Annotated in this window: 15 protein-coding genes; 4 read left to right on the top strand and 11 right to left on the bottom strand. The window is 68.5% G+C overall.

From position 1 onward, the window contains the following. Positions 1-51 precede the first annotated feature (51 nt). The 10 genes from cofE to ASF30_RS20360 form a co-directional block, all read right to left on the bottom strand. Positions 52-822 carry a coenzyme F420-0:L-glutamate ligase gene (cofE, locus tag ASF30_RS20405; RefSeq protein ID WP_055911013.1) on the bottom strand — a complete coding sequence of 257 codons (771 nt, stop codon included), beginning with the start codon at positions 820-822 and terminating at the stop codon, positions 52-54. 2 nt (positions 823-824) lie between these two features. After that, entirely contained in the window at positions 825-1,796 is a 972-nt protein-coding gene (locus tag ASF30_RS20400) for a TIGR03557 family F420-dependent LLM class oxidoreductase (protein ID WP_055911135.1), read from the bottom strand. A 65-nt stretch (positions 1,797-1,861) separates the two neighbouring features. Then, positions 1,862-3,934, bottom strand: a complete 2,073-nt coding sequence (locus tag ASF30_RS20395) for a hypothetical protein (RefSeq protein ID WP_157497548.1) — start codon at positions 3,932-3,934, stop codon at positions 1,862-1,864. A gap of 11 nt (positions 3,935-3,945) precedes the next feature. Beyond that, positions 3,946-5,004: a glycoside hydrolase family 130 protein gene (locus tag ASF30_RS20390; protein WP_442914988.1), complete on the bottom strand. Its 1,059-nt coding sequence runs from the start codon at positions 5,002-5,004 to the stop codon at positions 3,946-3,948. A 2-nt stretch (positions 5,005-5,006) separates the two neighbouring features. After that, complete coding sequence (locus ASF30_RS20385; protein ID WP_055911006.1) at positions 5,007-5,840, bottom strand: carbohydrate ABC transporter permease; 834 nt, start codon at positions 5,838-5,840, stop codon at positions 5,007-5,009. After that, entirely contained in the window at positions 5,837-6,781 is a 945-nt protein-coding gene (locus ASF30_RS20380) for a carbohydrate ABC transporter permease (RefSeq protein WP_055911005.1), read from the bottom strand. Before ASF30_RS20380 ends, ASF30_RS20385 begins: the two co-directional genes overlap by 4 nt. 7 nt (positions 6,782-6,788) lie before the next feature. After that, positions 6,789-8,069, bottom strand: a complete 1,281-nt coding sequence (locus tag ASF30_RS20375; protein WP_055911003.1) for an ABC transporter substrate-binding protein — start codon at positions 8,067-8,069, stop codon at positions 6,789-6,791. 38 nt (positions 8,070-8,107) lie between these two features. After that, complete coding sequence (locus ASF30_RS20370; protein WP_157497547.1) at positions 8,108-9,232, bottom strand: LacI family DNA-binding transcriptional regulator; 1,125 nt, start codon at positions 9,230-9,232, stop codon at positions 8,108-8,110. 164 nt (positions 9,233-9,396) lie between these two features. Continuing rightward, positions 9,397-11,181 (bottom strand): DUF4012 domain-containing protein, encoded by a 1,785-nt coding sequence (locus ASF30_RS20365; protein ID WP_055911001.1) that lies wholly within the window; start codon positions 11,179-11,181, stop codon positions 9,397-9,399. 4 nt (positions 11,182-11,185) lie between these two features. Beyond that, positions 11,186-11,836 carry a cell wall protein gene (locus ASF30_RS20360; RefSeq protein ID WP_235480420.1) on the bottom strand — a complete coding sequence of 217 codons (651 nt, stop codon included), beginning with the start codon at positions 11,834-11,836 and terminating at the stop codon, positions 11,186-11,188. Positions 11,837-12,018: 182 nt separating this feature from the next. Between ASF30_RS20360 and ASF30_RS20355 the strand changes: the two genes are divergently transcribed. After that, positions 12,019-12,855 (top strand): exodeoxyribonuclease III, encoded by an 837-nt coding sequence (locus ASF30_RS20355; protein ID WP_055910998.1) that lies wholly within the window; start codon positions 12,019-12,021, stop codon positions 12,853-12,855. A gap of 93 nt (positions 12,856-12,948) precedes the next feature. Here the strand turns inward: ASF30_RS20355 and ASF30_RS20350 are convergent, their stop codons facing one another. After that, complete coding sequence (locus ASF30_RS20350) at positions 12,949-13,785, bottom strand: SDR family oxidoreductase (protein WP_055910996.1); 837 nt, start codon at positions 13,783-13,785, stop codon at positions 12,949-12,951. 95 nt (positions 13,786-13,880) lie between these two features. Here ASF30_RS20350 and ASF30_RS20345 point away from each other — a divergent pair, with 95 nt between their 5' ends. The 3 genes from ASF30_RS20345 to ASF30_RS20335 all read left to right on the top strand — a co-directional run bounded on the left by ASF30_RS20345 (position 13,881) and on the right by ASF30_RS20335 (position 16,418). Beyond that, on the top strand, positions 13,881-14,357 hold the full coding sequence (locus ASF30_RS20345; protein WP_055910994.1) for a GNAT family N-acetyltransferase: 477 nt from the start codon (positions 13,881-13,883) through the stop codon (positions 14,355-14,357). An 89-nt stretch (positions 14,358-14,446) separates the two neighbouring features. Further along, positions 14,447-15,292: an ABC transporter ATP-binding protein gene (locus ASF30_RS20340; protein WP_055910992.1), complete on the top strand. Its 846-nt coding sequence runs from the start codon at positions 14,447-14,449 to the stop codon at positions 15,290-15,292. A gap of 67 nt (positions 15,293-15,359) precedes the next feature. Continuing rightward, positions 15,360-16,418: an aliphatic sulfonate ABC transporter substrate-binding protein gene (locus tag ASF30_RS20335; RefSeq protein WP_055910990.1), complete on the top strand. Its 1,059-nt coding sequence runs from the start codon at positions 15,360-15,362 to the stop codon at positions 16,416-16,418. Positions 16,419-16,423: the final 5 nt, after the last annotated feature.

The following is a 16,423-nucleotide window of genomic DNA, read 5'->3' as shown; positions in this document are numbered from 1 at the left end:
TGCTGCCTTTCGTCGTGCCTGCTGCCGGACGCTGGCGCGTCGCGGGGATGATCATGAGCCGACAGTCTCCTGCTGGCCCTCGGCGAAGCCATCGCGATAGCCCTCGTCGTAGGCCTCGTCGCTTCCGGTGCGGAACATGTCCTGCTCGGCCGGTCGCACGATCGTGGCGGCGCCGGGCAGGTCCAGGTCGCCGACGAATCGGCCGAGACCGCGCACGACGGCCACGGGGGTCCCGCCGGTCTTGCCCTTGACCAGGTCGCCCGCGGAGGCGAGCTCGTCGGCGATGCAGGGCAGCGTCACGGCCATCGGCTTGCCGCTGTTGTCGAGGGTGCCGCGCAGGTCGTCGAACACGTGCACGCCGGCCGCACCGATCGCCACATCGGTCTGCCCCTGTCGCCACGCCCGCCCGAGGGTGTCCGAGATGATGACGCCGACGGATGCCCCGCTCAACTCGCGCAGGCCGATGCAGATCGACCTGGCCGACCCGTCGGGGTCGACCGGCAGCAGCAGCACAGTGCCATCGGGCGTGTTCGAGGCGTCGACGCCGGCCGCCGCGGAGACGATGCCGAGGCGGTTCTGGACGATGCGGGTGGTACCGCCCTCGGCCGAGATGCGCGTCGCGACGACGCGGACAGTCTCGTCCGAGATCGCCTGCTCACGGTCATCCGCCGCGACGAAGCGCCCTTCGGCCTTGGAGACGATCTTCGACGTGACGACCACGATGTCGCCGTCGACGAGCTCGACCCGCGAGCCGATCAGCTCGACGAGGTCGTCACCAGGACGCACCTCGGGAATGTCATCGATCACACTGACGGAGTACATCGTCACCTCCTGACGAAGGGGAGCACGTCGCGGCCGAAGACCTCGATCCACTCCCGCTGGTTGCGGCCCACATTGTGCAGGTAGATGCGGTCGAAGCCCAAGTCGGCGTACTGCTGGATCGACCTGCGGTGCACGTCGGGATCACTCGAGATCACCATTCTGCCCTCGAAGTCCTCGGGTCGGACCATCCGTGCGACCTGTTCGAACTCGAACGGCGAGCGGATGTCGCTCTTGGGGAACCTCATGCCGCCGTTCGGCCACTCCACGAGGGCGTTGCGCATGGCCTCCTCGTCGGTCGGCGCCCAGGACAGGTGCAGCTGCAGCACCCTGGGCATGGTGGCCGGGTCCTTGCCTGCATCGCGCGCGCCGAGGGCGAAGCGATCGAAGAGACCGGCGATGCGCTCCAGCGGCGCGGCGACAGTGATGAGTCCGTCGGCGACGCGACCGGCGCGCCGGGCCGTCAGCGGACCGCTGGTGGCGACGAGGATCTCAGGGGCGACCCGGGGCATCGTCCACAGGCGCGTGGACTCGAGCGTGAAGTGCGGACCGGAGTGCTTGACGTCCCGGCCGGCGATCGACGCGGCGAAGAGCTTCGAGATCACCTCGATGGCCTCGAACATGCGGTTGATGCGTTCGGCCGGTTCCGGCCAGTAGGCGCCGACGATGTGCTCGTTCAGCGCCTCGCCCGATCCGATGCCCAGCCAGTGCCTGCCCGGATACATCGAGGCGAGCGTGGCGGATGCCTGCGCGACGATGGCGGGATGCCAGCGGTAGGTCGGTGCCGTCACGCCGGGGCCGATGTCGCCCGTCGTGCGCTCGGCGACTGCCGTGAGCACATTCCACACGAAACCGGCGTTCCCCTGCTGGGGGACCCACGGCTGGAAGTGGTCGTCGGCCATGACTCCGCGGAAGCCGTGCTGCTCGGCGTACGCCGCCAGCGCGACGGCCTCCGCGGGCGCGAACTGCTCGAGCATCGCCGCGTAGCCCAGCTGGAGGTCACCCACCCCTCCATCCTGCCACCCGCCGGAGCCGCACCGATCTACCGCGTGACCACGGCGAATCCTCCGGCGGGGAGCACTGTCGTGGCCGTCGCCCCGATACGGCGCTCCGTCACGAGCCTCCCCGTGGCGTCGTAGACGCTGAGGGAGGCTGCGGCACCGACGCCGACCCTGGCGGGCAGCGGGATTCGGGCGGCCGACTGCAGCAGTTGCGTCGCACCGGCATCGGCGGTCTCGCCCGTGAGCAGCATCCGTGAGACCAGAGGTCGCACGATGAGGTTGTCGATGGTGGCGGACCCGGCGAGGGGGCGCACGGTCACCGACGTCGCCCGACCGGGAACCGGCAGTTGCAGCGACTGCGGCAGGAGCACGCCCGGGGTCGGGCTGATGCCCTGCGCTGGCCCACGGATGGAGAGCAGGCCGAGGGGCAGGATGCCGCTGGTCCACCCCGAGCGCACGAGCGCACCCGGTTCGATCCACTGCACCGATTCCACCACGCGCGGCTGGTCGGCCGAGCCGATCGGGATGACGGCCTTCGAGCCGGTCTTCACCGTGAGCACGTTCCCGCTGTAGAGCGATTCGCCGGTCCACGCCGACGCCGGTGTCGATACTGCTCCGCCCGAGGCCGTCTCGGCCTCGACCAGGCGCAGCCCGTCGCGGCTCGCCAGCGTGGTGACTCCCTGCGCTCGAGCGGCGACCTCCGGCCTGGCGTCGAGGGCGATCATCGACAGCAGGCCGTGGATGGTGCTCTCGGCGCCGCCGTTGCGATTGATGGTGCCGTCGGGAGCCAGGCCGTCGAAGGTCACGCCTGTCGCCGGGTCGTACATCGGAGACGACGCACGATTTGCTCCGAAGAACCACGCCGCCTGGATGGCGGCAAGCTGTTCGAAGGCCGGCGAACCCGTCGCATCGGCGACGGCGAGGAGCGACTGCAGGCGGGAGTCGGCCCCGTAGGCGATCTGGGTGGTGTCGGTCGGCGTCGGGAACCAGCCGTTGTCCGGGCCACCGGCGAGGAGCAGCGTCGGCGTGAACACTGCGGCATCGCGCACGGCGGGCTTCAGCAGGGCCGACGATCCGAGGGCGGCCGACGCTGCGGCGAGCGCCGCCGGCATCTGCGATCCCCAGGCGTGCCACATCGTGCGTGACTGGGCCCACGGCAGGATGGCGCCGTACGGCCACGCCCTCGTGTCGGCTCCGGATGCCGCCCCCATCGCGGCGATGCCCTCGGCGAGCTTGCGCAGGGTCTCGCGGGCGGCCGGGTCACCGCTCGAGTCGACGTAGGCCGCGAGTCCGAGCACGGCCTCGGCCGAGGCATCCGCCCCGTCGACGATCAGCCAGGCCGGAACCTTCAGGCCGTCGCTCTGCTCGTACTCCCCGTAGTGGCTCAGCACCTGGGTGTCGACCGCAGCACGGGAGAGGGCGAGCCTGTCGCCCAGGAAGGACGCGAAGGCCGCATCGTCGGCAGTGCCTGCGGCGGCGAAGGCCGCGTAGCCCTCACCGAAGGCCCACAGCGCGCGGGCGGTCCAGTAGCTCGGTCCGGAGTCCGACGGATCCGGCAGCTCGACGGGCTCCGCGCTCGGGTTGAGCTCGCCGTCTGGCTGCATCCACAGCACGACGTTGCCCGAGTTCGGTCCCGACGAGGTCTGCAGGTAGGCGAGCGAGCGCAGCAGTTCGTAGGCGCTCGTGCGGCTGGAGTCCTCCCCCGTGAGCTGCCAGTGCCGCAGGTAGACGACGGCCGCCCTGGCCACGTCGTCGGCGTTGTAGGCACCCTGGCCCCAGCCGCCTGTCGCCGCATCGAGCTGACCGCCGCCGACGCGCTCGAAGGTGCCGCCGTCGCGGGCGTCGGCGTAGGTCCAGGGCAGCACGAGCTGCGGCTCCTCGTCGAGCCTGTAGGTCGTGTGCCCGTCGACTGCGGCCGGTTCGGCCGTGTCGAGCAGGAAGTCCAGATGGGCGAGGTTGGTGAGGGGGGTGGCGGATGCCGCGGCAGCAGTCGCTGCCGCGGTAGGCGTCGCCGCCGTCGCCGGTGCCGCCGCCAGGGCGGAGAGGCCGGTGGCGGCGAGCGCGGTGACGAGCAGCATGCCCACCCGCATCCGTCGAGTCGTCGTGGTGGTCATGGTGGTGCTCCTCAGTCGGTGCTGCGATCGAGTCTGGCGACGCCGATCTTCGAGTCGGCCATTCCGTAGAACAGGTAGTGCACGCCGTCGACGAGTTCGATGGCGGTGGGGAAGACCACGTTCGGCACGATGCCGCTGCGCTCCTCGGCTGTCTCCGGGGCGAGCAGCGGCTCGGAGCTGCGGGCTATCACCCTGGTCGGGTCGTCGGCATCGAGGAGCATCGCCCCGACGGCGTAGTTGACGTTCTGCTGCTGGTCGAAGGCGTTGGCGATGGTGCCCGTCACGCCGTGATGCAGGAGCAGCCAGCCCTCCGGCACTCGCAGGGGCGCCGGACCGCCGCCGATCTTGAGGGCCTCGAACGGATACTCGGGTCCGGCGAGGAAGCGATGGTTGCGCCAGAAGGTGAGCGCCGCCAGGCCCTCCTTCACGTCGGCGAGGTGCACGAAGCTGATCCAGATGGACTGGCGGGCGTCGGGCACGTTCGCGGGAGTGCGGACGCCCTGGCCAACCTTCACCTCGTCGAGATCCCACATGGGCCTGTGCAGCACGGCGAGGCTGCGCACCCCGTCGGGTCCGGTGACGGCCTCGGGGAAGAACACGGTGTCCTTGTTGTGGAACAGGTTCAGGTCGGCGTCGAGCGCGTCGTCGTAGGCGAACAGGGCCGGACCCAGCCGCTGCCAGTCCCGCAGGTCCTCGGAGACGGCGACGGCCGTGCGCGGCCCGAGCGGGCCGTACGCGACGTACGTCATCACGTGCAGGCCGAGCTCGTCGATCCGCGTGATGCGCGGGTCCTCGACCCCGGCGTTGCCGACCCCGCGCTCCCAGCCGCGATCGGGCTCGAGCACGATGCCCTCGCGCTCCACCCCGACGGGCACGCCGTCGGCGATGACCACGCGAGCGATGCCGACCCGCGAGACGTTGCCTGATGCCACCAGCCTGGGGAACAGGTAGAGCTCGCCATCGGCGCTCCTGGCCGTCGCGGGGTTGAGCACCCCCTCGGCCTCGAGGTCGTTCCCAGGCTGCGGAGTCATGATGACTCCCGCCCTGGTGAGCGTGTATGGAATCTGCATGGTCATCCCTTCACTCCCGATCCGATGTCGTTCGAGGTGAACTGGCGCTGGAAGATCAGCAGCAGCACCACGACGGGCACGGCGAGCACGACGGCTCCGGCGAGCAGCGAACCGAAGGGGTTCGCCGTCGCTGCCGCGATCGAGGAGATGTAGTTGGCGAGCGAGACGGCGAGCGGTTGCATCGACGCCTCCTTGGTGATCAGGAACGGCCAGAGGAACTCGTTCCACGGTCCGATGAAGGTGAGCAGCACGACGGTGAGCAGCGCCGGTCGCACCAACGGGATGGCGACGCTCCAGAGGATGCGCAGTTCGCTGGCGCCGTCGATGCGGGCGGCGTTGAAGAGGTCCTTGGGCAACTGCAGGAAGTACTGCCTGAAGATGAGCACGGCCGCCGAGCTGATGAAGAACGGCAGGATCATGCCCAGGTAGTTGTCGCTCAGGCCGTAATTGCGGGCGATCATGACGTACAGCGGGATCATCAGCAGCTGGAACGGGATCACCTGCACCAGCAGGACCAGCGCGAACGTCACGCCCCGCCCGCGGTAGGACAGCACAGCGAGCGCATAGCCGGCCAGGAGTCCGAAGACCACGGTTCCGAGCAGCACGCCACCGGTGAAGATGCCGGAGTTGACCAGTCCCTGCGCCAGGTTGATGCGTTCGTTCACGGCGACGTAGTTGTCGAGCGTGAGGTTGCCCGGAGCCGGGAAGGCTCCGGCCGGGGTCGCGTCGGGTTCAGTCTGCAGCGACCCGACGATCATGTAGTAGAACGGGAACAGGAAGATCAGCGCGCCCAGGAACAGCAGGATGTACCGCAGCACGATTCCGAATCGGATCATGACTCCTCATCTCCCACGATTCGTCGCTGGATGAAGGCGATGATGAGGACGCCGATGATGAGGATGACGCCGATCGCCGAGGCGACATCGGGATTCCCCTGTTCGATGCCCTTCTGGTACATCAGGAGCACCGGGCTCGTCGATGCGCCGTTGGGCCCGCCGCCGCCTGTCAGCAGGTAGGGCTCGGTGAACAGGTTCGCGCCGGTGATGGTCGAGATCAGCAGCACGAGCAGGGTCGCCGGGCGCACGCCGGGGACCGTGACGGAGAAGAAGGTGCGCACTCCGCCCGCGCCATCCGTCGCCGCGGATTCGTACAGCTCCTTCGGCACGTTCTGCAGGGCAGCGAGGTAGAGCAGGATGTAGAAGCCCAACTGCTTCCAGGTCACGAACAGCGCGATGACCGGCATCGCGAGCTGGGCATTGATGAGCCACGACGGCTGCGGCGCGAACGGACCGAGCAGGTGGTTCACCAGGCCCGAGCCGCTGAACAGGAACAGCCAGACTCCCACCACGGCCACCGACGCCGTGACGTAGGGAACGTAGTAGCTCACGCGCAGGAACGCCCGGGCGTGCACCACCTTGTTCAGTGCCGTCGCCAGCACGATCGAGAGCACGACGGTGAGCGGCACGTTGATGATCAGGAAGACGCCCACGTTGCGGAACGACTGCCACACGGCGGGATCCTGCAGCACCGTGACGTAGTTCGCGAAGCCGACGAAGGGCCTGTCCACCTCGACGCCGGGCGCCGAAAAGAAGTAGTCCTGGAACGACATCCAGACCGCGAAGACCAGCGGATACGCGAAGACCACGCACACGAAGACCAGGTAGGGGGCCGTGAACAGCAGTCCGAGCGGGTTGCGCCCCATCCAGCGCCGGCGGCGGGGCCGAGGCGCGTCATGTCGCTGCGCCTCGACCTCCGTCGGTCGAGTGATCGTTGTCATGACAGCCTCAGTTCGCTGCCGCGAGGGTGTCGATCTTGGCGGCGGTGTCCTTCAGGAAGTCGGGGATGGTTCCCTCGCCGAAGATCACGGCCTTGGAGTAGCCGTCACGGAAGTTCTGCCAGATCTCGACGGAGTTCGTGACGTTCGGCACCTCGACAGTGCGGCTCGCCTGGTCGCCGAACGCCTCGTATGCCGGGTTCTTGGCGAAGTAGTCGGGGTAGACGGTGGTGAGGTCTGCGCGCAGCGGCATCTGTCCGGTGAGCTCGAGCAGCTTGCCGTCCTGCTCCTCGCTGGTCGCGAACTTCAGCACGTCCCAGGCCGTCTGCTGGTTCTCGCAGGCGCTGTAGAGGCCGATGTTCTTCGCGTCGCTGAAGGTGTAGGTGTCAGCGGCATCCGTTCCCTCCGAGGTGGGAACCGGAACCGCGCCCCAGTTCACGTCGTCGCCGTAGACCGCGATCGCCCACGGTCCGACGATGGCCATGGCGGCCTCGCCGTCGAGGAAGGAGTCGCCCTGGTACTGCTCCTGGCCGGCCAGCTTCTCGTCGTACATGGTGCGCCAGAGCTCGGAGACCGATTCGCCCTCGTCGGTGTCGAAGGTGGCCTTGCCGTCCTCGACGAGCTGGGTGCCGCCGGTCTCGGCCGCGTAGAGCGGGTAGAAGTCGAACCAGCTCTGGAAGAACTCGCTCGTGGGCGCCGGGTGGATGGCGTACTTGGCGGCGCCGGACTTCACGATGGCGCGGGAGGCGGTGAGGAAGTCGTCGTAGGTCGAGAGCTTCGGGTTCTCAGCGTCGAGCCCCGCCTTCGCGAACAGGTCCTTGTTGTAGAAGATCATGACGGGGTTCGACTTCCACGGCATCTGGAAGTACTGGCCGTCGGCGGAGGCGTACTGCGTCGCGAGGTCGCCGGTGCGCTTCGTGATGTAGTCGTCGCCGTCCTTGAACTCGCTCAGGGAGACGAGGCCGCCCTGCTTCTCGAACTGCGGCACGGCCGCGGGCGAGGTGTTGAAGATGAGGCACGGGGCGTTGCCCGCGGTGATGGCCGCACTGATGACCTCCTCGCTGGAGTCACCGGCCGGGATCTCCTGCGCCTTGATCTTCTCGTCGGGGTTGTCGGCGTTCCACGCCTCGACCATCTGCTTGCCCCAGGCGATCTCGGCCGGGTTGTTCGAGTACCAGATGGTGATCGGGCCCTTCGTCTTCGCGTCTCCCCCGCCTCCACCTCCCGAGCAGCCCACGAGGGCGATGGCTGTTGCTGCTGCGAGGATTCCGATCGTCATGCTTCTTCGCATGATTTCTTCCTTTCGTTGCGACGGGTCGTGCCGTCGGTTCAGACGGTTGTGGTGCCGGGCGAGGCCGGCGGGGACGGGGTTTGCAGGGGCGAGGGCGGCGGCGTGCGTGCCGCCTCTGGCGCTGCTGCCGTCGATTCGCGGATGACGAGGCGGGTCGGTAGCGGCACGCGGCCGTCGATGGCGTCGCCGGCCACGGCCGCGAGCAGCACGCGGGCCGCCGTGGCACCCCAGCGTGCGACATCCGTCGCCACCGAGGTCAGTGAGGGATAGACGTGCTCGGCGATGTCGGTGTTGTCGAATCCGGCCACGGAGAGGTCGCGCGGAACGTCGAGTCCGGCACGGCGCGCCACGGCGATACCCGCGATGGCCATCGGGTCGTTGGAGTAGACGATGGCGGTGGGCCGCATCGACGAACGCACGGCGAGCAGGCGCCTCGTCGCCTCGGCCCCCTCGCGCGCCGAGAAGTCGGTCTCGACGACGCGGCTCGCGTCGAGTCCGGCTTCAGTCATAGCCTCCTCGAATGCGATGCGGCGGTGCGTCGCATGCAGCATGTCTGCCGGACCGGCCACATGGGCGATCCGAGTGTGGCCCAGCACGATCAGGTGCGCGACGACAGCACGGATGCCGGCGCCGTCATCGCTGGAGACCACGGGGAACGGCGATGCGACGTCGGGATGCCCGAGGGTGACGGCACGCAGGCCGAGCTGTTGGAGCAGCGAGATGCGTTCGTCGTCTGCCCGGAGGTCGGTGAGGAAGAACCCGTCGACGCGCTTGTCGCGGGCGAGCTGCCGATAGGTCTCGGCCTCCTGCCGCTGCGAGGTCGTCGACGCCAGGACGAGGGACTGGCCGACCTCGGACAACTCGCTCTCCACCCCGGAGATGAACGTCGGGAAGAACGGGTCGGCGGCGACGATGCCCGGATCACGCGCGATGACGAGGCCGAGCGCGAAGGAGCGGTCGATGCTGAGGGAGCGGGCCCTGACGCTCGGCGTCCAGCCCATCTCCTCGGCCACGCCCAGGATGCGCTGCCGGGTCTCCGCGTTGACTCCGGGGCGATCATTGAGCGCGAAGGAGACGAGGCCCTTGCTCACGCCGGCACGACGCGCGACATCGGCGATGGTCGGACGCGAAACGGATGCCGGCACCACGGGCTGGTCGGTCATCGTTCCTCCTCGTCGAGGCCGATTCGCGAGCGTCAGTGAGCTTTGCTCGTCTAAACCGGTTTAGATGACTGTACCCCTTTCGGGGGTAATACGCGAGGGTCTCTTCCTCACCATCGGCAGGCCCATCCGTCAGACCTGTCGTCGATGAGTCGGCGCCGAGCGCTTCAGAGCGAGCCGACCTCGAGAGGTGTCATCGTGGGGGTGTGCACGATGACGGGAGAATCCTGGCCCGCCTTCGCCGAGATGTAGCCGAACTTCAGTGTCGTCGACTCGCCCGGAGAGAGTCTCACACCGAGTGATTTCACGAGTCGATCACCGTCGTCATGGCTGGCGTACGCGACGTTCGTGCCATCCTTCTGCACGCCGAAGTCATAGGCACCGGACGGAGAGTAGACGGTGACGTTGGTTCCGATCTGACCCTCCGGAACGACTCGACCTCCGCCTGTCACATGTGCCGTCAACGATGTGGCTGAATCTGACGGAGCGCTGTTACGCAGCGTCACCGTCACAGTGACGACCGAGCGTTCGTCCGAGCGTGGGACGACATCGGTGTCGATAGCGACATCGAGGTAGGCGTCCATCTTCGCCCGTGTCGTGTCATTGAAGTACACGCCGTACGCCTGATCACCCGCCGACCGCTGAGCGGCATCCAACCCACCCAGGGTCGTGCTTGCGAAGATGGCCTGTTCGGTCGGGTCGGCACTCCAGAGAGCGACGCGACTCTCATCTCCGGCGCGGATCAGCGCTCGCACGAGCTTCGTCGGATCGGCGTTGCCACCTGACACCGCGTCGAAGGCGGCTGAAGCGGCCTCGGCGAAATAGGCGTCCTGGTCAGCCGGCTCCTCCAGCCGCTGATAGACATCCTGGAGCAATGACTTCGCAGCGTTCTGGGAGGTCAGCTTCGAGCCGTCGGGCAGCACCACCGGCCCCGTCGCCTTGAGAAAGTAGCCGATGGCGACAGGATCGACGGCGATGACTCCGTCTACGACACCCCCGAACCGTCGCTCCCACATCGCCTTCGCGAGACTCGCGGAGACGGCGAAATCCGGTGTCATCGTCACGTTCTGCATGAACTGTCCCGGGAGTGAACCGTAGATGGCTCGCGTCGTCTCGTCGACAGGCAGCCCGGATTGGCGTGGTGTCGCGAAGTCGGACGCGGCCACCTGCGCGGTGAGCCGCATCGTCCCGCCGTCGGTGTGCAGGAGGGCCAGCGCGCCGGGAATGCCACCAGCAGAGCGGAGCTCGGCGTTGTTCTGGAACAGGATCAGGTAGTTCCGAGGACCGTCGGCGCCGAGCATCGTGGGTGCGACCCGCAGTGCATTCTCGAGCACGTCAGCCACTCCCACGGCCTTCGCGAGAGTTGCGGCGACATCGTCTCGGGCCGCGGCTATCGGCCCCAGAAGCCCGTCGTCCTTGATGGCACTGACACCTGCGGACGCTTCGGTCAGGGCACCCAGTGCAGACAGAACAGTCGGCTGCGCGTCGATGAGGGGCTGGACGTCGACATGTCCGTCGACCGGGCGGAAAGAGGCCGCGCCGATCGAGTCGGTCAATCCCGTGAGCGGGCGGATGGCGTCGCTCGCCGCGGTGTCGAGCTCGGCCGAGAGCACCCTGACGGCGTGCAGGTTCGCTCCGACCCCTGGCACGAGCTCGGCCAGTCGCCAGACGGGGTCACCGGTGAGGCTCGCGGCCTCGCCGGTGTGATCGACCAGACTGTCGGCCGCGTGGCCGGCGTCGGCCGTGTCGCCCGCCTCGATGTGCTTCTGGAGCACACCGGCCGTCGACGCGGCGGCCTCCAACTCTCCTTTGGCGAGCCACCCGCGCACACCCACCCAGACCGCTGCGCCGATCACGGCGACGAGCACGACGCCGAGGACCAGCCAGATCAGCCCTCGACGTCGACGCCGTGGTGTTGCAGCGGGGGCCCCCTCCGCCGATTCGTCACTCACGCTGTCAGTGGGTGCTGGCGCGACGTCGAAGCAGGAAGATCGCGAGGCCGGCGAGGATCACCAGGATCGAGCCGATGCCGATCGGCAGCATCGCCTGGCTCACGCCGGTGGAGGCCAGCCCGGAGCTCGACGACGAGGTCGTCGTCGCACTGTCGGACGGCGACGTCAGGCAGTCCGGTGCGCTCGGCGGGTAGCTGAGTGGAACCGTGGTCTCGGGGTTGACCGTGATCAGGGCCGACGTCACATCGCGGGTCCATGCGTAGTTCCCGTCGGTCTGCACCCAGGTGCCGCCGACGAGCATCCAGCCCGGCCAGCCCGTCGGCTGGCCGTCATCGCCGACGCTCGCGCCGGGCCAGAGCATGGTCCCGCTGAGCTGTCCGTCGACGATCTCGCCGAGGAGGAACGTCTCGGACTGGCCGCCGCCGCTCAAGGTGAGGTAGGCCGTGTGGCTGGTGGCCTGGTTGTCGGGATCGACGAGGGTGATGTCGTACGAGATGTACGGCACGTCGGCGACGCACACGGAACTCAGGCTCGAGTTGGCGATCGACGGCGCGACGGGGGGAGGTGGAGGAACATAGTCCTCCGCGTGGGCTGCGGCTGGTGCGAGCACCAGGACGGCAGCGAGAAAAATGGCAGCAGGGATACTTCGGAGCACAATGGCCTCCGCGATTCGGATTCGGGTTCCGGTCTGTCTTCGGGTGATAGACACTCTGACGGTACGCCGCGTCCCTCGTTCGAGCGCCCCCCATTTGTGGTGACAGTTCCTCGGCTTCGCCGCGGCTGTGCTCGCTCCTGCCCGGTTCGTCCGACGTCCGGGGCAGCCGGTACCGTTGCCCCATGCGCATCGCCACCTGGAACGTCAACTCGATCCGCGCCCGCGTGGGCCGCACCGTGGACTGGATGGTGCGCGAGGACGTCGACGTGCTCGCGATGCAGGAGATCAAGTGCAAGCCCGAGCAGTTCCCCTACGAGCAGTTCGAGGAGGCCGGCTACGAAGTCATCGCGCACGGGCTGAACCAGTGGAACGGCGTCGCCTTCGCGAGCCGCACGGCGATCACCGACGTCGAGACCGCGTTCCCTGCCATGCCGGGCTTCCTCAAAGGGGTCGAGGGCCCCGACCAGCCGCAGGAGGCTCGCGCCCTCGGCGTGACGATCGACGGCATGCGCCTGTGGAGCCTCTACGTGCCCAACGGCCGCTCGCTCGACGACCCGCACTACGCCTACAAGCTCGACTGGTACGAGGCTCTCGCCGCCTACACGCGCGACGCCCTGGCCGCTGATCCCCACCTGGCGCTCGCGCTCATGGGCGACTACAACGTGGCGCCGACCGATGGCGATGTCGGGGATCCCTCGCTCGTGCCCGGCCTGTCGACGCACATCTCTCCACCCGAACGCGCCGCCTTCGCCGCCCTCGAACAGGCCGGGGTGAGTGACGTCGTGCGTCCGATCCTGCCGACCGGCTACACCTATTGGGACTACAAGCAGCTGCGCTTCCCGCGCAACGAGGGCCTGCGCATCGACTTCATCCTCGGCTCGCACGCCTTCGCCGACAGGGTGACGGATGCCTCCATCCACCGCAATGAGCGCAAGGGCGACGCGCCCAGCGACCACGTGCCCGTGCTCGTCGACCTCGCAGACGACGGTGACGACGACGATCGGCCGATGATCTTCTAGCGCCACGCCATTTCGTGGGCCTGCGCTCCACCTGAGATGGCGCGCGCACCCACGAATGGCGCAGGGCCACTGTCCCCCTGCCGGCCCCTCCGGCTAGCGACCGGTGAAGCGGTCCATCGAACTGTAGACGCCGAAGAAGCGGCCGGCGACGGCGTCGAAGGCCGCGCCGGGCAGCACGCCGCGGAGCACCTTGGAGACGCCGACGGTCCACGGCAGCATGAGCATCGGACGCCCAGCGAGCATGGCCTTCCAGACCTGGTCGACGACGTACTCCGGGGTCAGCACGGGGGTGAGCAACGGACCACGCGCTCCGGCGAACATGCCCGTGGAGATGTAGCTGGGCGCCACGGTGGTGACCTTCACGTTGGAGTGGTCATCGCGCAGCAGTTCGAGCCGCAGTGAGTCGCTCCAGCCGATGAGGGCCGCCTTCGAGGCCGCGTAGACGCTCATCCGGGGGTTGGAGATCATGCCGGCCGCCGAGGCGATGTTGACGATGCGCGACGCCCTGTAGGCACGAGCCACCATGCCCGGCAGGAACTCCCGCGTGATGTACATGGGCGCGAGGGCGTTCACCTGCATGGTCGGGCGGGTGTCGTCGCCGTTGTCGGTCTCCCAGAAGTAGCCGTTGCCGCGCACGACTCCGGCGTTGTTGATGAGCACGTCGGGGTTGCCGACCTCCTTGCGCACCTTCTGGGCGGCCTTGGCGATGGCGCCGAGATCGGCGACGTCGACGACGTAGGAGTGGATGCGGGTGCGCCCCTTCGACGCGGCTCCGAGTTCACCGACGGTCTGGGCCAGCGCGTGAGCATCGCGATCCCACAGCACGACGGATGCCGCCCCTTCTGCGACGGCGCGCTCCGCGTACAGCCGTCCCATGCCCATGGCCGCTCCGGTGATCAACACGGATGCCCCGCGCACGGTTCTCGTCATGACTTCATTGTCGCAGGGGTCCCTCGGCTTCGGCGCCCTCGCTGCGCTCCCGGGCCTCTGCCAGCTGGGGTCGCCGCCCCGGCAGAATGGAGGCCATGACCGCCGTTGCATCCGTCACCCTCGTCGACAAGACCCCCGAGCAGCTCGGCGTGTGGCTGCCGATCGCGAACGCCCTCTACGCCCAAGCACGCGTCGATGCCGGCGACAGCCCCGAGGAGGCGGCGACGGCTGCGGAGAGCTCACGAGCGCGGTTCTTCCCCGACGACGTGCCGAGCGACGGCCACAGGATCTTCACCATCACCGTCGACGGGAGCGACGCGGGTTGGCTGTGGATCGGACCGACGGCCGACGGTCCCTCTGGCGACTGGTGGATCTGGGACATCGAGGTGCACGAGGCCTTCCGCCGCCGCGGCATCGCCGAGGCCACGATGCTGCTCGCCGAAGACGTCGCACGCGCCGCCGGAGTCGAGGCGATCGGCCTCAACGTCTTCGGCGGCAACGACACCGCCCGGCGGCTCTACGACAGGGTCGGCTACTCGGTCACCAGTGTGCACATGCGCAAGACCCTCTGAAGAGACCCCCTGTTACGCCGGACAGCGCACTGTTACGCCGTGTCTCACGTGCCTGTCCGGCGCCTGCATACGGTGGGTAATTTCGAAGGATGCCCTCCGATTCCGCGACCTCCACGACGCCCGCCGGCGTAGCGGTCTCGGTCGACTTCGCGGGCCTGGGCCGAGCGTTCGACCCCGCGAAGCCCGTGCTCGCCGATGTCGACCTGCGGGTGGAGCCCGGCGAGATCGTGGCCATCATCGGAGCGAGCGGATGCGGCAAGTCCACCCTGCTGCGCATAGCCGGCGGACTCGATACCCCGACGGCCGGGAGCGTGAGCATCGACGGCACGCCCGTGGCCACCTTCGATGCACGCACCGCCGTCGGCTTCCAGGAGCCGCGGCTGCTCCCGTGGCGCAGCATCGCCGACAACGTGGCCCTCGGAGTCCCACGCGGCACCCCGAAGGCCTCCGCCCGTGCCGGCGTCGCCCGCCTGCTCGACCTGGTCGGGCTCGCGGATGCCGCCGAGCAGCGCCCGCGCGAGGTCTCCGGCGGCATGGCCCAGCGGGCGTCACTGGCCCGCGCCCTCGCCCGACGGCCCGGCGTCCTGCTGCTCGATGAGCCGTTCGGCGCCCTCGACGCCCTCACGCGGCTGAAGATGCAGGATCTCCTGCTCGACATCCATGCGGCGGAGCCGACGACGGTGCTGCTCGTCACGCACGACGTCGATGAGGCACTGCAACTGGCCGACCGCATCGTGCTCCTGGGCCGTGGCGACGACGGCGGAGCGGCCTCGATCCTCGAGATCGTGACGGTTCCCGGACGTCGGCCGCGCGACCGCGGATCGGCCGAGCTCGCCGAACTGCGCGCCAGCCTGCTGGCCGGGCTCGGCATCGACAGGCACGGTCACGCCCGCGGGATCGCGAGCACCACGACCATCCCGGCATTCCCCTACTGAAATCGCACCACGGCACCACAGCACCTCCCTGCACCACTTCCCCTCACAGCACCAGGAGAGACACGCCATGACCTTCCTTCGAAAGACCTCCACGACAGCCGCGATCGTCGCGGCCGCGGCATCCGTCGCCCTCATGCTCACAGGCTGCGTAGCGGGTGAAGGCGCGGCGTCAGAGCCGGCCTCGACCAGCTCGGGCGACGGCGATGCCGTCGTCACGAAAGGCGGGACGCTCAACATCGACTTCGCCACGTACAACCCGCTGAGCCTGGTGATCAAGGACCAGGGCTGGCTCGAGGACGCCCTCGCCGACCAGGACATCACCGTCAACTGGGTGCAGTCGGCCGGCTCCAACAAGGCCAACGAGGCGCTCCGCGCCGGCGCCATCGACGTCGGCTCGACGGCCGGCTCTGCAGCGCTCCTGGCCCGCTCGAACGGCTCCCCCATCCAGGTCATCGACATCTTCTCGCAGCCCGAGTGGTCGGCCATCGTGGTCGGCAAGGACTCGACGATCACCGACGTGAGCGAGCTCAAGGGCAAGCAGGTCGCGGCCACCAAGGGCACCGACCCGTACTTCTTCCTGCTGCAGGCTCTCGAGGAGGCCGGACTGTCGGCCTCCGACGTGACGGTGCAGAACCTCCAGCACGCCGACGGCTGGGCGGCCCTGCAGAACGGATCCGTCGACGCCTGGGCCGGCCTCGACCCGATCATGGCCGGCGCCGAGGAGGAGGGCGCACAGCTCATCTACCGCAACGTCGACTTCAACAGCTACGGCTTCCTGAACGCCACCGAGTCGTTCCTGAAGGAGAAGCCCGACGTGGCGCAGACGGTGGTGAACGCCTACGAGCACGCTCGCGCGTGGGCCATCGCCAACCCCGAGAAGACTGCAGACATCCTCGCATCCGTCGCCAGCCTCGACCCGGCCGTCGCCACCAAGGTGATCTCGGAGCGCACCAACCTCGACGTCGACAACGTGCCCGGTGACGCCCAGATCGCCGTGCTGAAGACGATCGGCCCGGTGTTCGTCGAGAACGGCGACGTGCAGACGCAGGCCCAGGTCGACGACGCCATCGACACGATCGTCAACGACGTCTACGCCAAGGCCGCCGACCCCGACGCGATCGGCTAGCACCC

The organism is Leifsonia sp. Leaf264, from assembly GCF_001422325.1.
Lineage (GTDB): Bacteria > Actinomycetota > Actinomycetes > Actinomycetales > Microbacteriaceae > Orlajensenia.
The sequence above is the reverse complement of the archived record's forward strand: the minus strand, read 5'-3'. Positions and strand labels throughout refer to the sequence as shown.

What these genes read in the sequence shown, in the direction of transcription:
- cofE (WP_055911013.1), bottom strand. Translation starts at nt 822, where the DNA reads ATGTACTCCGTCAGTGTGATCGATGACATTCCCGAGGTGCGTCCTGGT.
- ASF30_RS20400 (WP_055911135.1), bottom strand. Translation starts at nt 1,796, where the DNA reads ATGCTCGAGCAGTTCGCGCCCGCGGAGGCCGTCGCGCTGGCGGCGTAC.
- ASF30_RS20395 (WP_157497548.1), bottom strand. Translation starts at nt 3,934, where the DNA reads ATGACCACCACGACGACTCGACGGATGCGGGTGGGCATGCTGCTCGTC.
- ASF30_RS20390 (WP_442914988.1), bottom strand. Translation starts at nt 5,004, where the DNA reads ATGCAGATTCCATACACGCTCACCAGGGCGGGAGTCATCATGACTCCG.
- ASF30_RS20385 (WP_055911006.1), bottom strand. Translation starts at nt 5,840, where the DNA reads ATGATCCGATTCGGAATCGTGCTGCGGTACATCCTGCTGTTCCTGGGC.
- ASF30_RS20380 (WP_055911005.1), bottom strand. Translation starts at nt 6,781, where the DNA reads ATGACAACGATCACTCGACCGACGGAGGTCGAGGCGCAGCGACATGAC.
- ASF30_RS20375 (WP_055911003.1), bottom strand. Translation starts at nt 8,069, where the DNA reads ATGCGAAGAAGCATGACGATCGGAATCCTCGCAGCAGCAACAGCCATC.
- ASF30_RS20370 (WP_157497547.1), bottom strand. Translation starts at nt 9,232, where the DNA reads ATGACCGACCAGCCCGTGGTGCCGGCATCCGTTTCGCGTCCGACCATC.
- ASF30_RS20355 (WP_055910998.1), top strand. Translation starts at nt 12,019, where the DNA reads ATGCGCATCGCCACCTGGAACGTCAACTCGATCCGCGCCCGCGTGGGC.
- ASF30_RS20350 (WP_055910996.1), bottom strand. Translation starts at nt 13,785, where the DNA reads ATGACGAGAACCGTGCGCGGGGCATCCGTGTTGATCACCGGAGCGGCC.
- ASF30_RS20345 (WP_055910994.1), top strand. Translation starts at nt 13,881, where the DNA reads ATGACCGCCGTTGCATCCGTCACCCTCGTCGACAAGACCCCCGAGCAG.
- ASF30_RS20340 (WP_055910992.1), top strand. Translation starts at nt 14,447, where the DNA reads ATGCCCTCCGATTCCGCGACCTCCACGACGCCCGCCGGCGTAGCGGTC.
- ASF30_RS20335 (WP_055910990.1), top strand. Translation starts at nt 15,360, where the DNA reads ATGACCTTCCTTCGAAAGACCTCCACGACAGCCGCGATCGTCGCGGCC.